This window comes from Selenomonas sp. CM52 (genome assembly GCF_000292955.1).
Classification (GTDB): domain Bacteria; phylum Bacillota; class Negativicutes; order Selenomonadales; family Selenomonadaceae; genus Selenomonas.
Genome location: NZ_ALNM01000013.1, coordinates 14,616 through 33,360, shown reverse-complemented (window position 1 = coordinate 33,360; position 18,745 = coordinate 14,616). Strand labels below are relative to the sequence as shown.

At 60.9% G+C, this 18,745-nt stretch carries 14 protein-coding genes; all 14 read right to left on the bottom strand.

The window, feature by feature from the left end; translation table 11 throughout:
• A complete protein-coding gene (locus tag HMPREF1153_RS02955; RefSeq protein WP_009645456.1) occupies positions 1-4,335 on the bottom strand; it encodes a translocation/assembly module TamB domain-containing protein in 4,335 nt (1,444 codons plus the stop codon).
• A 69-nt stretch (positions 4,336-4,404) separates the two neighbouring features.
• A complete protein-coding gene (locus tag HMPREF1153_RS02950; RefSeq protein WP_009645425.1) occupies positions 4,405-5,976 on the bottom strand; it encodes a TolC family protein in 1,572 nt (523 codons plus the stop codon).
• Positions 5,977-5,987: 11 nt separating this feature from the next.
• Complete coding sequence (locus HMPREF1153_RS02945) at positions 5,988-7,271, bottom strand: MlaD family protein (protein WP_009645450.1); 1,284 nt, start codon at positions 7,269-7,271, stop codon at positions 5,988-5,990.
• Entirely contained in the window at positions 7,268-8,017 is a 750-nt protein-coding gene (locus tag HMPREF1153_RS02940) for an ABC transporter ATP-binding protein (RefSeq protein ID WP_037369624.1), read from the bottom strand. The genes HMPREF1153_RS02945 and HMPREF1153_RS02940 overlap by 4 nt, the downstream gene beginning before the upstream one ends.
• Positions 8,018-8,035: 18 nt before the next feature.
• Entirely contained in the window at positions 8,036-8,803 is a 768-nt protein-coding gene (locus HMPREF1153_RS02935) for an MlaE family ABC transporter permease (RefSeq protein WP_037369670.1), read from the bottom strand.
• Entirely contained in the window at positions 8,803-11,148 is a 2,346-nt protein-coding gene (locus HMPREF1153_RS02930; protein WP_369791795.1) for a SpoIVB peptidase S55 domain-containing protein, read from the bottom strand. Before HMPREF1153_RS02930 ends, HMPREF1153_RS02935 begins: the two co-directional genes overlap by 1 nt.
• A 78-nt stretch (positions 11,149-11,226) precedes the next feature.
• Positions 11,227-11,526 carry a hypothetical protein gene (locus HMPREF1153_RS02925; protein ID WP_009645435.1) on the bottom strand — a complete coding sequence of 100 codons (300 nt, stop codon included), beginning with the start codon at positions 11,524-11,526 and terminating at the stop codon, positions 11,227-11,229.
• A gap of 65 nt (positions 11,527-11,591) precedes the next feature.
• On the bottom strand, positions 11,592-13,019 hold the full coding sequence (locus tag HMPREF1153_RS02920) for a phosphodiester glycosidase family protein (protein WP_009645436.1): 1,428 nt from the start codon (positions 13,017-13,019) through the stop codon (positions 11,592-11,594).
• 196 nt (positions 13,020-13,215) lie between these two features.
• Positions 13,216-14,331 (bottom strand): cell division protein FtsZ, encoded by a 1,116-nt coding sequence (gene ftsZ / locus HMPREF1153_RS02915; RefSeq protein ID WP_037369620.1) that lies wholly within the window; start codon positions 14,329-14,331, stop codon positions 13,216-13,218.
• 157 nt (positions 14,332-14,488) lie between these two features.
• Positions 14,489-14,824 (bottom strand): small basic family protein, encoded by a 336-nt coding sequence (locus HMPREF1153_RS02910; RefSeq protein WP_006191080.1) that lies wholly within the window; start codon positions 14,822-14,824, stop codon positions 14,489-14,491.
• Positions 14,821-15,522, bottom strand: a complete 702-nt coding sequence (locus HMPREF1153_RS02905; RefSeq protein WP_009645448.1) for a DUF881 domain-containing protein — start codon at positions 15,520-15,522, stop codon at positions 14,821-14,823. The genes HMPREF1153_RS02910 and HMPREF1153_RS02905 overlap by 4 nt, the downstream gene beginning before the upstream one ends.
• Positions 15,523-15,596: 74 nt before the next feature.
• Entirely contained in the window at positions 15,597-16,385 is a 789-nt protein-coding gene (locus tag HMPREF1153_RS02900) for a cell division protein FtsQ/DivIB (RefSeq protein WP_009645443.1), read from the bottom strand.
• A 34-nt stretch (positions 16,386-16,419) separates the two neighbouring features.
• Positions 16,420-17,358 (bottom strand): D-alanine--D-alanine ligase family protein, encoded by a 939-nt coding sequence (locus HMPREF1153_RS02895; protein WP_009645421.1) that lies wholly within the window; start codon positions 17,356-17,358, stop codon positions 16,420-16,422.
• Positions 17,359-17,362: 4 nt separating this feature from the next.
• The gene (gene murC, locus HMPREF1153_RS02890) at positions 17,363-18,736 is read right to left on the bottom strand and encodes a UDP-N-acetylmuramate--L-alanine ligase (protein ID WP_009645419.1); all 1,374 of its coding nucleotides are present in this window, start codon (positions 18,734-18,736) and stop codon (positions 17,363-17,365) included.
• Positions 18,737-18,745 lie beyond the last annotated feature (9 nt).

Sequence of the window (18,745 nt, the reverse complement as noted above, 5' to 3'; positions counted from 1 at the left end):
TTAGAATTTGATGCGCGCTTCGATGCCAACGACAGATTTCGCGTCCTCGTCGCGATTCCAATAGATGCTCATGCGGTCATTGAAGTCGTAGCGCACACCGAATTCGCGCACCTTGTTGCCGATGCCTTGCTTGTAGCGCAGCATGACCCTGTCGTTGATGTACTTGCCCACTTCCAGCATGTATTCGAGTCCGTGCGCCGTTTCACCCGGCTTCATGACGTCCTTATCCGTCGTCGTCACGTCCTCGCCCGCGATGCGGAATTCATCGAGGCCGAGCGCATTCTTCACGTTCGTCTCGAATTCGCCGAGAACCGTCATGGAAAGGCCGAAGGTCAAAAGCGATGTGAGCGCCTGGGAACTTTTCAAATCGGGCGTCTGAAAGGTCAGGAGACTTACGATCTCCGTCTCACTCATCTCGGGCATCGAACTGAGGTGCGTTTCCATCGCCCCGATAGGACCTTTCGAGTGCAGGAAGATGCGCACTTTGCCGACGTGCGCCTCCGCTTCGAGCGTGAGGCTCGGCAAGAACGAACCGATCTGGTTGAAGTACGCCTCACCGTCGCGGATTGTAAAGCGCGTCTTGTTGTAGGTGATCGTGCCGCGCTCGACGAGGATCGTGCCGGAAGGCTCGACGTGCTGCGTCGTACCGCCGTAGCGGAAAGCACCCGAAAGGCGCATGTCGTAGAGTGCGGGATCGTAGAAGCGCACGCGCTCGCCAAGTGTCACGCCGACGTCCAAGATCATCTCGGGCAGTGCGCTCTCGGCATCGGGAAGGGAGGGAACGGAAAGCGTCGCATGATGGATGCGGACATCCCCCGTGATTTTCGGCATCTTCTGTCCGAACATCTCACCCTCTTCGATGTGAAAGTCTGCACTCAAGGGGCCGTCATAGAAACTGCTGACGACAGAAAGCTCATCCGCCTTAAAATCGAGCGCATAATCGCGCCACCTGCCGCCGCCGAACGACGTCCTGCCTGCGATGCGGTAAGAGCCCGTGCCCATCTTGCCCGTGCAGTCCTCAAGCGTGATGCTGCTGCCAAAGAAGCGCAGCCGCGCCTTCATCTCCGTGACGGGCGTCGCGACGTCCTTGAACTTCAGCGCTCCGTCCGCGAGACTGACCTCACCGGCGAACTGCGGCCTTTCGAGCGTCCCTGTCACGCGCACCTTGCCCTTCGTCGGACCGATCGCCCACTCGACGGCGGGCGAGAGGATCGGCAGAAGCGAAAGATCGGCATCGTCGAGCGCGAGCGAAAGATCGATCTGCTCGGACGACGCAACCGTTTCATCGGCGGCCGCCGTCAGGCTTCTCACGGGGATCTTACCCTTGGCGCTCGCGCTGTATTCGCGCTCGCCAAGTTTCTTCTTCACGCGAAGCTGCTCGATGTTGATGACGCTGTCCTTGAGACTCGCCAAGCCTGTCATATCGTCGAAGGTCGACGCGCCCACGCCGCCGTTCTTCACTTCGACGGAAGCGTTTGCCTGCGGGTTCTCCAGCGTGCCGCCGAACTGCACGGCGAGATCGATCGTACCGCGCACGTCAGCGTCTGCCCCCGCCGCCTTCGCAACCATACCGGCAGGGATGCCGTTCGCGGCAAACTGCGCATCCATCACTGCACCGTCCAATGGAATGCGCCCCTTGGCGGCGAATACGCCGTCGCCCTGCCTGCCGTGCAGTTCATCGATCGTCACGACGTGGTCGGCGAGCTTGATGTCCAGAGCCATATCACGAATCTCGTAGCCTGCCGCCTTTCCCTCGACGACGACGGCGTCAAGCGCCGCCATGGGATTATCCAAAGTGCCCCCAAGGCGGATCGTGCCGTTCAGTCTTCCGTCGAGAATGTCATTCTTGAGGTTCGCAATCGCAAAGAGCGCGCGTACGTCACCGTTCTCGACGTTCAAGATGCCGTCAAGCGCCTGCGTTTCGAGATTCGCCGTGCATTTCATCGCGTAGGCGCCGCCGTTCTGCTGGAAGCGGATATTCTCGGCGCGCAGCACATCTGCGCCATAGACGATCTCGCCGTGCACGGACTCGATCGCCTGTCCGTTGAGTCGAAGCGTCTTTGCATCGAGCACGCCGATGAATTCAGGCGATTGCAGCGTACCCGCGATATGCCCGGCAAACGTGCCGTGGCCGCTGACCGGATACGGCAGTCTGCTGCCGAAGCGGTCGAGGCTCACATCGTGCACATCGGCATAGAGGTCAAGCGCACCGTCGCGCGTGACCGTGCCGTTGAGGTCGACGTCGACGAGTGGGGAGAAGATATGGAAGTCCTGCAGGCGCACGACGCCGTTCTCCAGATAATAGTCGCCGTCCATGCCCGAGAGGATGTAGCCATTGTAGCTGCCGCGATAGAGATGGATGTAGCCGACTGCCGACGGATTGTCGAGCGTGCCCGTGAAGCGGATCGTATTGTCGACATTGCCCGTGATCGGCTGGTCGGGAGCGACGAGAGCCGCGATGTCCTCCATGCGCGCACCAATGGAATCGACGCGCAGGTCGATGCGCCTCTCACCCGTAAGGCCGACGCTGCCCTCGGCGATCCACGTCTCCTTGCCCGCACGCTCCACGGAGAAGCGGTCAATGGCGATGCCGTCGGTGCTGCCGTGCACGGCGCCGTGGAATGCGTCGAAAGGCTGATGGAAGAGACTTCCCGCCGTTCCCTCGAAATCCGCCTCAATGGCAGGATTCGACGCGTCGCCGCGCACTGCGCCCGCGATGTCGAGCGTACCCGCTCCCTCGGCCTCTGGCACAAAGGCGTCGACGAGCGCCAGCGGCAATGCCGTACCGTAAAAGCGCAGGTCGAGCGCCGTGCCGCCCCGCACGTCACCCTCGACAACGAGCGTGCCGCCCGCCGCGAACGATGTATTGAGGTTATCGAAATGAAGAAGCTCCCCTTGCTTGAAGAATGATGCGGAAACCTTCTCGGCCGCAACGCCGCCGAAGGACGCGCCCTCGCCCGAAAAAGTGCCGTAAGCGAGAAGATCTGCCAAATCCGTCCCCTTGCCGCTCAATACGACGTCCGCAGCGCCTTTCCCTGTCAGGGAAAGGCCGTCCACAGGCAGTACGGCGGCGATTTCCTCGCCCGAAAGCCCCTTCGCTTCGACGTGTGCGCTGTAGGAGCCGTCCGCAGTGCGGAGCATCCCCCCGCCCTCGAACGTGCCTCCCAAGGCTCCTGCCTCGCCGCTCGCCGTCAGAAGGCCGTCCTCGTAGTGCCCCTTTGCCTTCACCGCTGAAAGCGATGTGCCGTAGAGCGTCGCGGCTGAGGCTTCGCACTCTCCGTCAACCTTCCAGTCCTGCGGCGTGCCGTAAACGGAAGCGAGGACGCGCACCGAACCTTGGAAAGGGCTCTGCGCCAAGATTTTCGACGGATCAAAGGCCGCGGACTCGACGACGAAGTTGAAGCTCGGCACTTCCTCCTGCCAAGCGACCTTCCCATGAATGGACGCTTGCTGCTCTTCGGCAGAAGCACGCAAAAAGATGCGCGCCTCCTTGCCCGAAAAGACGACGAGTCCACGCGACGCCTCAACCTCCATGCCATGGACGAGCGCCTTCGCACCCGAAAGGCGCACGTCGCCCGCAAGCGAAACGTCATCCGCCTCGCGCACGAGCTTCAGCGCCGTCTCGTCGACGTGCAGCGCCTGCGGCTCGATCTCGTCGGGAAGCACGCCTTCGGGCAGGAATGCGATATAATCCATCGCATTGATATTTTCCCCCTGGAGCTTCAGTTCCTGCCGCTCTTTCGAGACTTCTCCCTTGACAGCGAGCGGTGCGCCCTTGCAGCTGGCCTCAGCTTCGACGGAGACAGAAGACTTGTGCACGAAGTCAAGCTCCGCCCCGATATCTTCCAAGGCGATTTCCTTGCCCGAAACGGCAACGTTCGCCTTTCCTTCCTTCACGCTGACCTTGCCGCAAAAATCATTTCCCCCTGCTTCCTGCTGCACGAGGTCGGCGACGTTCCAGCTTCCGTCCGCGCGCTGCTGCAGGGAAAGCTCTGGCTCTATGACCGTCACATGGGAAATCGCGGCAACAGGCGAGGCGGAAAGAGCCGCAAAGAGACTCATTTCCACCTCGGCGTGCGCAGCGCGCAGGATCTCCTCTCCCGCCCTGTCCTGCACCGCGATGCCGTCAAGGGCAAGCGTATGCCAAGACTCGACCCGCACGGCGTCGATGGCGACGGGAACGCCGAGCGAATCGGACGCCTTTGCAGAAAGCGTCCTGCCAGCCTCCTCAACGTAAGCGCCCGTGCGGGCGATGTAAGCCACCGTGCCGCAAACGAGCGCAAAAAGGAAGAGCGCGATGACGACTGCAGCGAAAACAATGTGCCCCTTCTTCATCGGCTCTTCCTCCTCGTTGTCTCTTTTTCAAGTTCTGCGGCACGAAAGGACATCGCGGCTCGATGCGCTTTACATCTCCCCCGCTGCAGCCGCTTCAGCTGCCGCATCCTTCTCTGCGGTCTTGACGGGTGCGGTCTTGACGGGTGAGCCGTGCGTCACGGGAATCATCGCATCGTCCTTCGCCGTGCGGCTCTTCCTGCTCTTCTCATCGAGCAGCTTCTGCTCAGCGGCCATCTTCTCCGCCGCCTCATCCGTATGGTAGAGCGCTGTCTCGGCCTGTTCCTTCGCCGCCTTATAGTACTTGCCGTCGACTTTCTCACGGTAGGAAACGGTGTCGAGATCGACGGGCAGGCCCATGGCCCGATCGAGCGCCGCCTTGCTGAGGTTGTAGTTGTAGAGCGCATCGTAGTAATTCGTCTGCGCCGCGACAAGCTTTTCGTCGGCGTCCGTCACGTCGAGGTTCGTGCCGACGCCCGCCGTGTAGCGCACCTGCGCGATCTTGAAGTCCTCCATGGCATGCTCGACGGCGACACTTGTCGTCTCGATGTTCTTCTCTGCCGCCAGGAGACTCAGGTACGCCGTCTGCACGTCGAGCGCAATCTGCTCGCGCGTGTCCTCCGCCGCCTGCTGCAGCTTGTGCACCGCCGCACGCTTCCGGTTCACCTGCGCCTGCGTCACGTTGTTGTCAAAGGCCGCCCAGTTCGCCTGTATGCCGATCGACCAAGTGTCCGCCGAATCCGTGTTGTTGGAAAAGAGGCTGTCGCCGCCGACCGTGCGGGATGCCGCTGCGCTGACCTGCGGCAGCGAAGCGCCGCGCGTCGCCTCCATGGCAGCGTTCGCCTGACGCACGGCATAGTCCGCCGCGATGCCATCCGCACGGTGCGCGAGCGCATACTCCGTGCAGTCCTCAAGGCTCAGATCATACTTTCTGTAGGCAAGCTCGTCCGCCAGCGAGAGCTTCGTGCCCGTCGGCAAGCCGATGATCTTATTGAGTTCGGTAATGGCGACGTCGTAGTTGTTCGTCACGTTCACGAGACTCTGCTCAGCGTTCGCGAGTGAGACCTGGGATGCGAGCACATCGGAACGCGCGACCGTTCCCACCTTGTACTGCGCGTTGACATTTGCCAGATGACTCTTCAAATTGGCGACGGACATCTCTCCGACCTTGATGAGATTGCGATATTCGAGCGCCTTGAAATATTGTCCCGTCGTCTGGTAACGCACCGCCTGCTTCGTGCCTTCGAGCGCGAGATCGGCATTGTTCACGCCGTAGCGCGCCGCCTCGATGCCGCGCTCGATGCTGCCCCCCGTGTAGAGCGGGAAGGAAAGCGCCGCGCTGCTCCGAAAAGCATAGTCGTGGTCGTACATCTTGTACGCCTTGCCGCCGACGCGGTTGCCCTGCGTCGAAAGCGTGAGCTTCGGGCCTGCCGTGCGCCGCGCCTCATGGTATGCCCAGTCCGCCGCATCCACATCAGTCACGGACGACTTGATCGAGCGATTGTTCTCAAGCGCCAGTTCCACGCTCTCGGAGAGCGCGAGAGAGCGCGTCTCCGCTGCGGATGCAGATGCGAAGCTCAGGGAGAAGAGTCCGCCCGCGACGAGTGCCGCAAGCTTCTTGGAAAAATGTTTTGACTGCTTCACAATGATTCCTCCTAAAATGACTGGTGCAGACCGAAGTACGCGGCGCGCCGCTCGCTGCGGTTGAGATCTTTGAGTTGGCCCATCAGATACGTACTTTCACGCAGACGATACTGCGCGGAAAGGCGCAGGCGGAAATCGTTGGGGTCGTAGGCGTCGGCGGAGAAGCACCAGCGATTTCCCACATTCGCATCAAGTCCGATGCCCGGCTCGCCAGCGATGAGTCCCACGCGTGCGCCGAGCCTGCCCTTCGTGCGGCCGACCTCAAGATTCAAATCGTTCCCCTCGCCGATATCCTCGACGCCGACGCGCAGGAAGCGGTCGGGCCTGTCCTCCTTGGAAACGTCAACATTGAAGTTCGTGATCCAGTCGCGATCCTTGCCGCTGTAGAGAATGTCAACCGAAGGCTGCGTCTCTATGCTGCTTAAGTTATCAAGCGTGTCGTTCGCCTTCTCTGTGACGGCACGCGCCTGATGGATCGTCGCCTTGAGATCTTCGCGCACCGTGGGATCGCCCGTGACGTCGTGCAGTTCCTCCGCCACTTGCCGAATGTTCTCGCTCGCCTTGGCGACGTTCAGCAGCGTCAAGCGAAGATTTGCAGCCGTCGCGCCGCCATCGGAGACGTCTGCCGCCATCTGGCGCACCGTCTCCGTCGTCGCGGCAAGATTCGCCAAGATTGTGCGCATCTCCTGCATCATCGCGTGCATATTGCCCTCGTTCTGCAGCGCGACGCGCCCGAGCACAGCCGTGAGATCGCGGATGTGCGCCGTGACCTCGCGCACATTTTCCGCCGAGCCGAGAACGGACTCTTTCATGCGCGGATTGCCGAGGATGTCGTTCAACGAACCGAGAAGATCGTGCACGTCGGACACCGCCTCGCTCACGTTCTCAAGCACGGAATCGACGCTCGTCTCATCCGTGCCGATGACGAAGTCGCCGTCCTTCAAGTAATCCGTACTCTTCGATCCCGCCGGTGAGATGAGGACGAACTTGTCGCCGAGGACGCTGTTCGCTGAGAGCGAGATTCTTGCATCACGCGGGATCTGAATGTCGGGATGGACGGAGAGCGTCACGCGCACGCCCGTTCCCTCCGGCTCAATGGCTTTGACCTTGCCCGCGGGCACGCCCGCATAGCGCACGTCCGCTTCTGGAGCAAGCCCCACGACCTGCGTAAAGCCTACATAAATCGTATAATTGCGGCTCGTCGAAAAAGAAAATCCTTGAAGCTGCAGGAGCACTGCCGTCAAAATCGCGATGCCGAGAAGCGTGAACGCTCCCACCTTCGCTTCCGTCGTCATAAACCCGCCTCCTTCTCTTCCGTCTCCACCGCGCGAAAAAACGCGCGGACGCGCGGATCCTCGAGCTTTCTGAACCCTTCGACCGTATCGAGCGCGATGAGCGATCCCTTGTGCAGCATGGCGATGCGGTCGGCGATGCGGCAGGCGCTCGCCATGTCATGCGTCACGACGACGCTCGTCACGCCAAGCTTCCTCTGCGTCTCGATGATGAGGTCGTCGATCTTCGCCGACGTCAGGGGATCGAGTCCCGAACTCGGCTCATCATAGAGGATGATGGACGGGTCGATGGCGATGGCGCGCGCCAAGCTCACGCGCTTCTTCATGCCGCCCGACAATTCCCCCGGCATCATGCGCTCGCTGCCGTCGAGGCCGACGAGATGCAGCTTCTCGCGCACGATGCGCATGATCTCCGCCTCCTTGAGGCGCTTGTGCTCGCGAAGCCCGAAGGCGACGTTCTCCCCTACGGTCATGGAGTCGAAGAGCGCCGAATACTGGAAGACCATGCCCATCCTCAGGCGCACCCGGTCAAGCTCGGTTTCCGTCATCTGTGAGATTTCGGCGTCATCGATCCAGATCCTGCCCGAGGTCGGGCGGATCAGCCCGATGATGAGCCGAAGGAGCGTGCTCTTTCCCGAGCCCGAGCCGCCGATGACGGCGAGCGTCTCGCCGTCTTCAACGCAGAGATCGAGAGGGTGTAGCACCTCATGGGAAGCGAAGCTCTTCGTCACACCTTCCAGCCGTATCATATCTTCCACCTCAGCCCGTCAATAAAGCAAGAACGACAGGAACACATTCAAAAAGAAAATGCAGACGATCGCCGCCACGACGCTCTTCGTCGTGGCGCGTCCCACGCCCTCCGCCCCTTCGGGCGCATGAAGCCCGTACCATGCGCCGAGGACGGCGATGACGACGCCGAACACCGCCGCCTTGATGAGTCCGCCCGTGACGTCGTGCGGCACAGCAAAGACATGGATGGAGTTCGTGAAGGTATAGGAGGCGATGCCCGCATACTGCGTGGCGACGAACCAGCCGCCGAAGACGCCGATGACATCGCCGAAGACCGTCAGGAGCGGCACCATGCACATGCACGCGATCATGCGCGGCACGACGAGGTAGCCGATGGGACTCGTCGCCATGACGCGCAGGGCGTCGATCTGCTCCGTGACCTTCATCGTGCTGATCTCCGCCGTGATGGCAGACCCCACGCGCCCTGCGCAGACGACGCCGACGAGCACGGGGCCAAGTTCGCGCCCGACGGCGATGGCTATGACGCCGCCGATCGTCGACTGCGCGCCGAAGCGGATGAACTCATGCGCGACCTGCAGCGTCATGACCATGCCCGTGAAAAGCATCGTCAAAGAGACGATGGCGAGCGAGTCGACGCCAAGATGCGACATCTGCGCGAAGATGTGTCGGAAGCGCAAGGGGCGGCGCATCTCTTTGACGGCGGCGGCGAGGAGCAAAATGACGGAGCCGACCCACTCGAATCTTTCGAGCACGAACGAACCGATTTTCTCCAACAGCCGCGTCATCATCTCTTGTCCTCTTCCTCGATCAGCAATGAAGTATGGATCACATTGTCTATGACATAGCCCGTCTCGAACTTCGCCTCAAAGGGATTGCCCTGCTTCTTCGCCTTCTGCCCGAGGAGGTCAATGCGCTTCTCCTGCTTCTTACGCGGTGCGCCCTCCTGCTTCTTCAGGCGCTTCTTCGCTTCCTTCTTCTCCTCCGCTGAAAGGGGCAATTTGGGCGCGATCGCAGGCGCTACGATGATCTCATTGTTCCTGCCGAGCTGCAGGAACTGCTTGAGCTTGTCCGCCGTCGTCTGCGTCTTGTCCTCCTCGGCGCTCGTATCGATGCCGAGTGCGTTCTGCAAAAGAGCTGCCGTCACGGGGATGAAACTGCCGCCGCGCACATCGAGGCTCAGGATGCCCGGCGCTTGGCTCTCCGGCACATGGTAGGGAATCAGCAGCTCTTCCTTCTCCCTGCGGAAGGGCTTGATCGTCGTGCGGAAGTTCACCGTCTCGCCCGGCTTTGCCGAGGGCTTTTCGGGCACAGCGGAAATCAAAGAGGCCGTCTTGCGCGTACTTTCCATCTCGATGTCGACGTCAATCGAAGTCACGTCGGCTTCCTCCTCCGCATTCTGACAGAGGAGCGTCATGACCTGCGCCAACTCGCCCACAGAAGCCTGTCCAACATCCGAGGCCGTATAGTACATGTTCGAGCGCTCGATTTTGCCATCCTCGCCCGCCGTCGTGCGAATCGTGAACTTGAGGTTCGCCGTCGCCTCGCCGAGCGTATCCGACGTCTTGCCCATCGCCGCGTAAGCGATGCCAGGCACGAGAACCGGCAGAAAATCCTCGTCATAGGCGATCTGCGCCGCAAACTTCCTGTCGTAGCCGAGCGACGTGTCCTTCACGCGCACGCGCATCGGCACGCTCTCGGGAAACGCGCCGATGATGCCGGCGACGCCCGCCTCCCGATCCTGATTGATGCGCCCGATGATGTTGCCGATGCTCGCAATCTTCATGCCGTCCGTCGGGCCGCTGATCGTGCCGACAACCTTGGCATCCGTCATGAAGTAGTTGACATTTCCCTTGTGCAGGAACGGATGACCAAAGGCGAGCACGCGCTTTCCGTCGACCGCCGTCACCGTCCCCGTCGCTCCGACGGAAAAATCGCCGTAGGAAACGGCGACGCCGACGGCGCTCCCGGGCGCGAGAGCCGCATCATAGACGACATGCGCACCTGGCGTCGGCGTGCCGAAAGCCGGCATCTCGCCCGCCTTGAAACCGAGGGCGGAAAGCTTCTCCTTCATATAGGCGGAACCGCTTCTGCCGAAGCCTGCGAGATAGAGCGCCGACTTCGCCTGCGTCTCGTGCTTTTTTGCTGCGGGCTTCACGCCTTCTTCAGCGACGGGCTTCTTCTCCGCAGGTTTCTCTTCCGCCGGTTTCTTTGATGCTCCTGCCGGTTCTTTCGTCTCCTTCACTGGCTCTTTCATCGCCTCGGCGGGTTGCTTCTCTGTCTCAGCAGGATCTCCCTTCGCCTTGGCAGGCTTCTTCCTCGCTTCTTCGGATCTTTCTCTTTCCGCTGCAGGCCTCTTCTCCGCTTCTGCAGGCTTTTTCTTTTCTCCCGCAGGCTTCTTTTCTGCCTTTGCAGATTCCCCCTTCTCAGCCGCAGATTTCTTCTCTGCCTTTGTCTTCTTTTCTTCAGCAGCTGCAGCTTTTTCCTTCTCTGCTTTCTTTCTCTTTTCGGAGTCTTTCCCCTGCTTTCCTGCCGGCTTCTTGTCGGGCTTTTCCGCCGTTTCCTTGGCTAGCTCAGGCAGTTCTTCCTTTTCGAGCTTGGCACGCTTTCCTGCCGTCTGCTCCGTCCCACCTTCGCCGCCTTCGCCAGCACCTTCACCGATGCCCTCGCCCATGCCTTCGCCCATCGGCTCATCGGCGTCCGCTGCCTTTTCCTTCTTTTCCTTCTTTAGATGAACCGCCTTGTAATCGGGCATATCCCAGATGGGCAGCATCTCATCGATCGGTGTGATGAAAAACGTATAGAGGCTCATGCCCTTGATGCCTGCCGAAAGCGCCCCGACAAGTGCCCCGTCCACATAGACGGGGCTGCCGCTCATGCCCTGCAGCGTGCCGCCTGTGCGTTCAACGACAGGGCCTGATGCCTTCGCCATGATGCGGTTCGTCGACGATCCTTCCTCGTACGTGCCGACGACATCAACATGGAATGGCACGATCTCGCCCGACTCATCGACCACGGTGTACGCCGTCCCCTCCATGCCCGGGTATACCTCCGAAAGCGGCAGCGTCGGCGGCAGGGAAGCCGCTGCCGCCACTCCCATGGAAAGAGACAGGGACAGACCGAGCGCGAGCATCTTCTTTTTGAAATTACGCAAATATATCACCTCGTACAGATTGGAGAGCAGCACAAAAGAGGAAGCCTCCCCTCGCAATCATTCATCTTGTTTCTTCAAGCGCGCGACGACCTGTCCCGCAGCGATGTCATCACCGACGGAGACGAGCATCTCACTCACGCTGCAATTCTCTTCGGCACGCGCCGCCGCGACCTCGCCCGTCAATGTGCGCACGCGCACGATCTCCGCACCCGCCGCAAGCATACTTCCCGGCTCAGCCCGCCATGTAACTGTTCCAGCAATACCGGACGTTGCGTCCACTGCCGCCTCTGCCGTCAGCGCATGGACAGCAAATATCATAACGCCAAGAAAAAGGCCTAATGCCAGTATTTTTTTCATTTACATCTCCTCCATTATAGCGAATTCTTTCTGATGTGCCAACAAAAACTATAAGAAGACCGTCGTCAGCGCGGCAAGAGCGCGAGCGCCGAGCCGACGGCGCGCTCCTGCCCGTCGGACGGACTGTTTTCGAGCTCGCCACCGACGACGAGCGCACTCGAACCGCCGCCATCGAAGTTGATCGCCTGAACGGCGCCGAACTGCAGCATGAACTCCGCCATCTCCTGCAGCGTGCAGCCAATGCTGTGCGACTGGCGTCCGTCAACGACAGCGAGCAGGTAATGCCCGGCCGCCGTCACGCCGAACGCCGTGCGCGGCGCACGGCCGCGTGCGATGTCGGGAGGAAATTCCTCCTCCTCCGCCGTCACATGAGCGATGCCGTCCTTGACAAGCATCGGGCCTGCGCCGATGACTGTCGGCAGGCTCTCCCAAGGCGCACCGATCGCCTCCTCCACACGCACGGCGTCGCCGACCTTCACTTGGGCGAAGGCGTCCTTCGCCTTGCCGTGCACTGAGATGACGAGGCCGTCTTTCGGAATTGGGCTGTCCGACAAGTTGACCGCAGCGACCCTGCCGCCTCGAACAATGTACTCCTGTCCATATTCATTCGTGCGCGTCGTCGAGCCATAGTAATGATTGTAAATCACGAGACTGTCCTCGCCGCGCTCCGCATCGACGCCGCCCACGGGCCAGCTTCTCTTGCCGAGCGTCACCGTTCCGCTGTAATCGACAGGGCCGAAATATGTCCTGCCGTCAGCGGCAAACCCCACGGCGCTGCGCCGAAAGTACGTCGTGCCGACGATCGTGCCGTCCAGCTTCAAAAGGCCAAGGATCTCGCCGCTCGGTGCAAAGTAGGATGCATTGATCGCCGCGGCGGCTTCTGCCATATCCGACATCGCGCTGACCGTGGCGCGTCCTGGCACAGCTCCCTTGGCGAGTACAGGCACAACGCGGTAGCGAGCAGGATCAGCCTCCAGCACCCATCCCGTCAGGCGGCCGCGAGCGTCGAGCCTCTTGAGCGTCGAGAGCTTCAAACCGGGCGCAGGCGTCTCCTCAGAAACGACCTCATACTCTTTCTGTACATCGATGAAGAGGCGCGTCGGGTTCGCCAGCGTCTTGACCTCGTAAGATGCCGGCGCCGCAAGATCGATGACGACCTTGACGCCCTGCGGCACGGCCGATACACGCACGTTCTCGACCATGCTGCCCGAAATCTCCGGCTGCACGGCCTGACTGCGTGCGCCCGCAAGGAAAAGCACGATCCTCTGTCCGTCGTTTTCCGTATGGACTTCGTAGGCGGGCAGCGTCGTCAAGTCGAAGACGACGCGCTCACGCTCGTCGCTCGTACCAAAGCGCACGCCCGTCAGCGTCTTCGCCGCTTGCTGCTGCACCTGCACACGAGCCTGCGTTTGCGGCAGTGCCGCAAAAGAAACGGCATCTGTTCCCAAGGCCACCGCCAGAGCCAAAGCCAGACTCAGCGCCATCTTCCTCATACTCTCGCCATCCCCTCAAAATCCATCTAGTGAAGACTATTATAGCACGGATTCAAGTGAATCGGTGGAAAATCTTTGACTGAAAATCCTTTAACGAAGGAACGGAACATGCGCCGCATCATGCACACGCAAAACAGGCATCCTTCCATCATCGGAAAGATGCCTGTTGTTTTTCGCGTTATTTCTCCGCACGTCCTCAGTCGCGCTTTCGATTCATCCATTCGGGGATGTCGAAGTTGCTGAAGCTCGGCGCCTTCGGCAGCGGCGTGTCGGCCTGGGGGACGGGCTTTGCGCCGGGCTGCGCGGGCTTTCCCTGGGCAGCCGTCGCAGCGGGACGCTGGATGCCTACCGTATCGTTGTCAAATCCCGTCGCGATGACGGTCACGCGCACGGTATCGCCGAGCGTTTCGTCGAGGGAAGCGCCGAAGATGATGTTCGCATCGACGTTGACGGCCTCCTGAATCGTCGACGAGGCTTCGTTGACTTCGTACATGCTGAGGTTCTCCGCCGAGCTGGAGATATTGAGGAGAACGCCGTGCGCCCCTTCGATGCTCGTCTCCAAGAGCGGCGACTCGATCGCGTACTTGGCGGCGGCGACTGCGGCGTTCTCGCCCGTCGCCTCGCCGATGCCCATGAGCGCCGAGCCTGCATTGCTCATGATGGACTTGACGTCAGCGAAGTCGAGGTTGATCAGCCCCGGCACAGCGATGAGGTCGGAAATGCCCTTGACGCCCTGGCGCAGGACGTCGTCGGCGAAGCTGAACGCATCCGTGATCGAGGTCTTCTTGTCGACGACCTGCAGCAGGCGGTCATTCGGAATCGTGATGATCGTGTCGACGTGCTGCTGCAGCTTCTCGATGCCCGCCTCCGCCTTCTTCTGGCGCAGACGTCCTTCAAACGTGAAGGGGCGTGTGACGACCCCGACGGTCAGAGCGCCGATCTCACGCGCACACTCGGCGACGACGGGCGCCGCTCCCGTGCCCGTGCCGCCGCCCATGCCGGCGGTCACGAAGACCATGTCCGCGCCCTGCAGCGACTGCAGAATGTCATCGCGGCTCTCCTCCGCCGCCTGCTCGCCGATCTCAGGACGCGCACCCGCACCGAGGCCGCGCGTAAGTTTCTCGCCGATCTGGATGCGTTTCGGCGCCATCGCGTGCAAAAGAGCCTGCGCGTCCGTGTTGACAGCGATGAACTCCACGCCCTGCAATCCCGCTGAAATCATGCGGTTCACAGCATTGCTGCCGCCGCCTCCCACGCCAATGACCTTGATCTTGGCGAACTGGTCCAAACCCATATCATCCAATTCAAACACGATAGCAACCCCCAAAATATAGCATAGTCCGCCTTTCGTCCCACCAGAGGGAGTACGGCAGTCGTCCTCAAAAGTTTCCCTACCATTCTATCATTATTTTAATACGTACGCCATAAAAAAATTATGAAAATGCTTGCTTTTTTCTCTTTTTGCCTCTCTAATTATGCTTTTCGAAGAAATGACGGCGCAGAATCGCCAGATTCTGGAAGACACGCAAGCCGAACGCCAAGAGCGCCACATAGTAGAGGTCGATGCCGAGGCGATCGCCGATGTAGACGAGAAAGGCGGCCATGAGAGCGTTCATAAAGAAGCCCGAGATGAATACGGCATTGTCGAAGTGGTTTTCCGACGCCGCCCGCAGGCCGCCGAAAACGGAATCTAGCGAGGCGAGCAAGGCGACGGAGGAGAGCTTCGCGTAGGCGAGCGGCACAGTGATCGGCGAGAGCATGCCGACGGCGACGCCGACGAGAAGTCCGAGAACGGGCAGGATCATCTTGCTCCCTCCTTTTCATCCGAAAGCGTTTCGATGGCTTTCGCGTACTTGAACGACGCCGCGCCCTTGTAGGCGGGCACCTCGACATGCTCTTCCTTCTTGACGTCGATCTGTATGCCCCAGACCTTCAGAGTGTCCTCGACGCCGCCACGCATCTTGATCGACTTCTCCAAACTGTCGGGGTCGCCGATGGCATGAATCTTGTAGGGCGGTGCCGAACGCACATTGTTGACGGAGAGCGTCGGCCCCGCGCAGCGGATCTCCGACGTGCCCGTGAGCCTCTGCCCATTGATGGACACGGCCTCTGCTCCTGCGGCACGCAGTTCGTTGATGACGCGCAGGAGATCGTCGTCATGAATGAGATAGAGGTTCGGATTCTCGCCCGCCTTCGACGTCGCCTTGCTGTCGTCGAGCGTGACGATGACGCCTGGTCCCGCGAGCGCCGTGAAGCCGCCCTTCATGCGCTGGTAGTCGTTGCTTGGCCCTTCCGCCGTTGCGTCCTTCGTATCCTTCAGTTCTTCCTGCAGACGGTCACGCTCCTTCTCCGTCTCCAGAAGGCGCGTGGCGAGCTCCTCCACGCGCTGCTGCGATACAGACTGGCGCATGTCCTCCGTCGCACGGAACTGCACGGCGAGCATGAAGCCCAGCACCATGCAGACAAAGGCGATGGACCACCGCCCCTGCTTGAAATTGATCATAAAATGCCTCCCGAACTGTTGCTGAAATGAGATAATAAAGGAATTATAACGCAAACTCAAATTTTCTTCCACAACTATTGCTTGAGCTTAATGAACGGCGCCGTGTATTTGAAGTCGACGTACTCGACGGGACGCTGCTTGACCTCCTGATCGACGATGAAACTGTCCGTCAGATGCGCCTTTTCTTCCAAGCGGTCGAGCGCACCGAGACGAATCTGCACGCCGCCCGTCGTATATGCCATGACGTCGTCCGGCTTCTTCAGCGACACCTCGGAGATCTGCGCATTCGTCTCAGGCTTCAGGGCATTGAGATAGACGAGCGCCGCTTTGAGATTTTCATCCGTCGTTTTGTCGCCGATGTAGATGTCCTTGAGCTTGATGCCCGTGACCATGGGAATCGCCATCTTCTTCAGCGTCTTGTAGGCGTCGATGACCGTGCCTTCACGGTCGAGATCGACGTAGCCAAAGTCGCAGTCGACGGTGGCGACGGGGCGGCGCTCGACGATCTGGATCTCAAGCGTCGAGGGCAAGGAGCGTCGCACACTCGCCTGCTCGACGCGCAGATCCTTCATCAGGAGCTGCGCCATCTCTGCCGTCTTCACCTGGAAGAGCGGCACGCCCGGGTAGACGCCGGCGACGCGTCGGATGTCATCGGCTGGCATGTAGTGGTTGCCGATGATGCGCACATCGCGCACGGAAAAGAGCGGCGAGTAGACGGCAACGGCGAGGAGCGCGCCCGAGACGACGAGGAACAGGAATCCCTTGAGGACGCGGCGCGGGCTGCGGCGGCGCACGATATGCGTCTCGCCCGGCAATGCGCCGGGCTCGGTAAAGCCGAGATTCTCCTGCCTTTCCTCTGCCATCGTCCCGCCTCCTTTCCGTACCTTCGCTCATTTCTTACTTCTCATACCCTGCCATTTCCAAGATCCTTTCGCAGAGTTCGGGGAACTCGACGCCCATGGCGCGTCCTGCATCGGGCACGAGCGAGGTCTCCGTCATGCCGGGCATCGAGTTGATCTCGATCACATAGGGCGTCATGTCCTCGCCGAGCATCATGTCGGCACGCGCCACGCCGCAGCAGCCGCAGGCGCGGAAAGCGTCGACGGCGAGCTGCTGCACGCGCTCCGTCACATCTGCGGGAATGCGTGCGGGAATGATGTGCGTCGAAGCGCCCTTCGTGTACTTGCTCGCGTAGTCGTAGCGTCCCGAAACGGTCGTGATCTCGATGACGGGAAAAGCCTGCGCTTCTCTCGCGTCACCCCAGACGGCGACGGTCAGCTCCTTGCCGCGAATGAACTCCTCGACGAGCACTTCCTCGTCGTAGCGGAAGGCGTCCTTGAGCGCCGCCTCAAGCTCCCCCTCCCTCTCGACGATGGCGACGCCGATGCTCGATCCCTGCGACGACGCCTTGATGACGACGGGCAGGGAAAAGGCCTTTCGAATGCGTGAGGAAAGCTCCGCGTCAAATTCAAAGCGATGAAACGTCTCGGAGCGCGGCGTCGAGATGCCGGCGCCGAGGAACACGCGCTTTGACATGACCTTGTCCATCGTGACGGCGGCGGCGAGGACGCCCGAACCCGTATAGGGGATGCCAAGCATGTCGAGCGTGCCCTGCAGCACGCCGTCCTCGCCGTACCTGCCATGCAGCGCGTTGAAGACGATGGCGCAGTCGCTCTTTCTTATCGCCTCGGCAAAGTTCGGCGGATCGAGTTCCATGCCCTCGACTGCATAGCCCTTCGACTCCAAGGCGCTGACGATGGCGGCTCCCGTGCGGCGCGAGACTTCCGCCTCGCTCGACGGCCCGCCCATGACGACGACGATCTTTCCCTGCTTCATGAAATTACTTCCCCTCCAAAAGAGCGACCAGTTCCTCGCCCGTTTTCCATATATCGCCCGCCCCCATCGTGAGGATGATGTCGCCGGACTGTGCGATGGCGGCGAGGTGCGCGGCAATATCTTCCCGATGCGGAATATAGACTGCGTCCTGCCCCGTCGTCTGCCGCACGGCGTCGAGGATCGTGCGCCCCGACACGCCCTCGATCGGCGCTTCTCCCGCCGAATAAATATCCGTCAGTACGAGCACGTCCGCCTCGCGGAAAGCGCCGCCGAATTCAGCGGCAAGAAGCTTCGTGCGCGAGTAGCGATGCGGCTGAAAGGCGCAGATGATGCGGCGCGGCTTCGTCTGACGAGCCGCGAGGAGCGTCGTCGCGATCTCCGTCGGATGATGCGCGTAATCGTCGACGACCCATACGTCCTGCACGCGCCCCTTCGTCTGGAAGCGCCGCTTCGCGCCGTGAAAGAGCGCCAGTCCCGCCGCCATCTGCTCGACCGTCAAGCCGATGGACAGACCCGTGACGACGGTCGCGAGTGCGTCGAGCACGTTGTGCCTGCCGGGCAGATTGAGGCGCACACGGCCGAGATCTTTTCCTTTGTGCAGAACGGAGAAATCAACGCCTGCGCCGTGCATCTCGATCTTGCCCGCGCGGTAGTCCGCCTCATGGTCGATGGCGTAGGAGATGACCTTGCGGTCGAGCGTCTGCGCGATGTCTCGCACGTTCTCGTTGTCAAAGCACAGGACGGCGTGGCCGCCGGGCTTGATGTTTTCCAGAAATTCGCGGAAAGCCTTGCGAATGTTCGCGAGCGTGCCGTAGTGATCGAGATGATCGTCCTCGATATTCGTGACGACGGCGATGTGCGGCCGGAGCTTCAAGAACGAGCCGTCGCTCTCATCGGCTTCGGAGACGAGATACTCGCCCTTGCCGAGCTTCGCGTTGCCGCCAAGGACATCGACCTCGCCGCCGATGATGATCGTCGGCGAGATGCCCGCATGGTCGAGCGCGACGCCAAGCATCGAGGTCGTCGTCGTCTTGCCGTGCGCTCCCGCCACGGCGATGCCCTTCGCCGCGTTGAGGAGCGCGGCATTGATGTCCGAGCGATGGAAGCGACGCAGACCGAGCCGCGCCGCCTCGACGATCTCAGGATTCGTCTCAGGGATCGCCGTTGAGACGACGATGGCTTCTGCCCCATGCACGTTCTCTGAGCGATGCCCGTGATGGATGTGCGCACCGAGACCCTTGAGCTGCTCGATCAGCGCGGAAGAGCCGAGATCGGAGCCTGTCACCTCATAGCCCTTTTCCAGCAAAATGTGCGCGAGCGCACTCATGCCCGCACCGCCGATACCGACAAAATGTATCTTATGGATGTCCTTCAGCAACTCTTTCTC

What these genes read in the sequence shown, in the direction of transcription:
- HMPREF1153_RS02955 (WP_009645456.1), bottom strand. Translation starts at nt 4,335, where the DNA reads ATGAAGAAGGGGCACATTGTTTTCGCTGCAGTCGTCATCGCGCTCTTC.
- HMPREF1153_RS02945 (WP_009645450.1), bottom strand. Translation starts at nt 7,271, where the DNA reads ATGACGACGGAAGCGAAGGTGGGAGCGTTCACGCTTCTCGGCATCGCG.
- HMPREF1153_RS02940 (WP_037369624.1), bottom strand. Translation starts at nt 8,017, where the DNA reads ATGATACGGCTGGAAGGTGTGACGAAGAGCTTCGCTTCCCATGAGGTG.
- HMPREF1153_RS02935 (WP_037369670.1), bottom strand. Translation starts at nt 8,803, where the DNA reads ATGACGCGGCTGTTGGAGAAAATCGGTTCGTTCGTGCTCGAAAGATTC.
- HMPREF1153_RS02930 (WP_369791795.1), bottom strand. Translation starts at nt 11,148, where the DNA reads ATGCTCGCGCTCGGTCTGTCCCTGTCTCTTTCCATGGGAGTGGCGGCA.
- HMPREF1153_RS02925 (WP_009645435.1), bottom strand. Translation starts at nt 11,526, where the DNA reads ATGAAAAAAATACTGGCATTAGGCCTTTTTCTTGGCGTTATGATATTT.
- HMPREF1153_RS02920 (WP_009645436.1), bottom strand. Translation starts at nt 13,019, where the DNA reads ATGAGGAAGATGGCGCTGAGTCTGGCTTTGGCTCTGGCGGTGGCCTTG.
- HMPREF1153_RS02910 (WP_006191080.1), bottom strand. Translation starts at nt 14,824, where the DNA reads ATGATCCTGCCCGTTCTCGGACTTCTCGTCGGCGTCGCCGTCGGCATG.
- HMPREF1153_RS02905 (WP_009645448.1), bottom strand. Translation starts at nt 15,522, where the DNA reads ATGATCAATTTCAAGCAGGGGCGGTGGTCCATCGCCTTTGTCTGCATG.
- HMPREF1153_RS02900 (WP_009645443.1), bottom strand. Translation starts at nt 16,385, where the DNA reads ATGGCAGAGGAAAGGCAGGAGAATCTCGGCTTTACCGAGCCCGGCGCA.
- HMPREF1153_RS02895 (WP_009645421.1), bottom strand. Translation starts at nt 17,358, where the DNA reads ATGAAGCAGGGAAAGATCGTCGTCGTCATGGGCGGGCCGTCGAGCGAG.